Source organism: Campylobacter sp. CNRCH_2016_3089 (genome assembly GCF_025772505.1).
In the GTDB taxonomy this organism is placed as follows: domain Bacteria; phylum Campylobacterota; class Campylobacteria; order Campylobacterales; family Campylobacteraceae; genus Campylobacter_D; species Campylobacter_D lari_D.
Map to the genome: position 1 here is coordinate 1 of NZ_JAKMSF010000028.1, position 3,123 is coordinate 3,123.

Annotated in this window: 1 protein-coding gene; it reads left to right on the forward strand. The window is 28.1% G+C overall.

What is annotated here, in order from left to right; all coding sequences use genetic code 11:
• A partial coding sequence (locus tag L8W69_RS09015; RefSeq protein ID WP_263666968.1) for a filamentous hemagglutinin N-terminal domain-containing protein occupies window positions 1–2,894 on the forward strand: 2,894 nt, incomplete at its 5' end.
• Between the last annotated feature and the right edge of the window lie 229 nt (window positions 2,895–3,123).

The following is a 3,123-nucleotide window of genomic DNA, read 5'->3' on the forward strand; positions in this document are numbered from 1 at the left end:
GCAATAAAAACTACCTAAACATTGCTCATGGGACAAGTAAATCTACCATAGCTGGTATATTAGAAGCTGGAAATAATAATGTCTTTTTAATCAATCCTAATGGGGTAATCATTACTAAAACAGGAACTATCAATGCTAATCGCTTTGTGGCTTCGACTAGTACATTAAATAACACAGATTATGAGAATTTCTTTAAAATGGGATCAAATTTTTCTCCGGTATTTAAAGGCGATAAACTTGGCAATGTGGTTAATATGGGTAATATTGATGTCAAAGAAAACTTAATCTTACAAGGTAATAAAATCATACTCAAGGCAGAAGTTAATAAAGGAACATTAAATCAAATTAAAGCTGGAAATAAAATTCACCTTGATGCAAATGAAATTTATGCAGATATTTCAACTATAAAAACACCTAGTGTAGAAACATCACATGCAAATAAAGGGGATTTGTATTTAAGTGCTACGGGGTATTATTTTGATCCTGAAAGAAAATATAATGAATTTGATAATATTAGTAATTTAAATAAAAGTTATAAAAACTATGTTGATATAGGTTCTGTGCAGGATTGGTGGTATTTTGCTAAAGGTTGGAATGATAATAAAAAAGGCTTTAGAGAGACTGCTAATGGATATAGACTTACTAATGATATAGATTTTAAAGGCGAAAACTATGCTAATTATTGTATTGATGGGCAATGTACAAATATGATAATTGGCTATGATAATGAAAAAGTTTTTAATAAAAATTTCGATGGACAAGGTTTTAGTCTAAAAAATATTAAGATCGATTTTACTGCAGATCCAAATAGGCATTATGAAAAACACACTTATGTTGGGATTTTTGGATATGTGAAAGATTCTACTATTAAAGACTTTAGAGTTGATTATGGTAATAATAGCATAAATGCTAAAAATGTTGATTATGTAGGTGGTGTTTTTGGAAAAACTGAAAACAATACTATCTCACAAATAGAACTAAAAAATATATCTAACATTACTTCAATAGGTAGAGATAAGGGTTTATTTTTTATAGGTGGTTTTGCAGGACTTGCCGGAGGAAATTTTTCAGATATTAGTTTAGATACTATTGAAAATATAAGAGCTGAAAAAGGACAAAGTTCTGTAAATTTAGGTGGTTTCGCAGGTAATGCAAGAGGAAATTTTGAAAAAATATCTATTAAAAATATAGATAATATTATTGCAAAGGGTAATCCAGATTTACCAGCTTTTGTTGGGGGTTTTGCTGGGCAGTTGTATAGTGGTAATTACATCAGAGATGTAAGAATGGAGAATGTAAAAAATATAGATGTAACTTCTAGTGGATCTTTTGCTAATGTGGGTGGATTTATAGGTGAAATTGGAAGTAAAAATGCAAAGCTTAGTAATATTTACATCAAGAATTTAGAAAGTATAAAAGTAGATAATAAAAAACAACAAGGTGTAGCTTATGTAGGTGGATTTGCGGGAAAAAACTATAGTGCAAATTTAGAAAACATAGCTTTAGAAGGTAAGATAAACATTTATGCAAAATCTACAGATTCTATATACACTGGTGGATTTTTAGGATGTAATGGCGCTAATTCTTGGGGATGTTCAAATAGTGGTGGCTCCATAAAGAATGTTTCGCTATATTTTAAAGACGGGTCTTCTATAAATGCTAAGTCTTATCAAAATAAGACTGTAAATACAGACTTATTTATAGCTAATAAAGTTGGAACAAATAATTCTAATACAGTATATCATTATGCTAATGACTTTGGGGATTTTTCAACTAGTGGGGCAAGTGAAGTCAGTTATATAAATAATGATAAATACAATGAATTTACATCAAAAATCCCGACTATAACAGATCCTACAAAACCTAGTGAGGTATCTAGGGTTGATCTTGATAACGATGTGTTTTTAGATAATGAGGATTTGTATGAAGATATTATTAATAATGAAATCATTTCAGATCTAAAAAAATACTTAACTATTAATGCAAATAGTGATTTAAAAAAGCTTTTAGAAGCGTATGGGAATTTAACAGATAGAAAATCGAAAGTGCAGTTTATAGCAGAGTTTTTGTTAGATGATAGATATGGTGATAAAACAAGCGAAGCTGAAAAATTAATGCAAAGTATGGATTTCTTACTTGCATACTCGCAAAACAACAAGATTGATTCTAAGTTTAAAGAAGGGGTGCAAGATAAATTCAACAATTTAAAACAAGATGCTAAAAAGCATTATGATATCACTATGGCAAACAAAGATAAGTTGATAAGTTTCATTAGAGATTTGCAGAGCAAAGTGGAGAATATTAATGATTTAAAAGATAAATATAACAAAACAAATTATCAAAAACAAATCGATGAACTCGCAACTAGGTATAACATAATAGTATCCACAATCAATAGCAATAAAAATTTAAGTGAAGATTTACTAAATAATTTTTATAGAGAATTAAGTTCTATATCTTCTGAAATAAAAAATCTTATGTTTTTAGCACAACTTGATAAAAATAAAAGTGATATTTCTATAGATGATTTTGAATCATTAAAAGCTAAAGCAAACCAATATGAGTATTTTACGCTCAATGGAAACTTTGACAAGGTTAGTAATGTTGGTATTCCTATCTTAGATTCCATAAAAAATAATGGAGATAATGGCGGTGGAGAAATAGAAATACCTGATAAACCTATTGACCCAGTAGAACCACCAATTGATAATAAACCTGATGATTCTTTAGCATTTGAACAAAGTTCTACTTTTAATTCTATAGGTAATGAAACTTTAAATGAAGAAGAAGAAACTGAAGAAATAGATGAAACTTCTTTAATTCAAAAAAGTAAAACTTGCATAGTTAGCGATAATTATAAAACTATGAATCCTTGTATAGTTGGGGGATTATAATCTACAGCTTTGATACATAAGAAATTAAACACTAAACACTAGGATTTATCCTAGTGTATATAATGAATATACTCATGTTAAAAATATTTTAATTAATCAATATAAATATTGAAAAACAAAAACTTAAAATTAAAATACATCATTAAAAGGAAAAAATAAGTATGAAAAAACTCTCTCTTTGTATTATAGCAATTAGCTCTTTAGTCTATGCTAATAATGGAAGTATTAT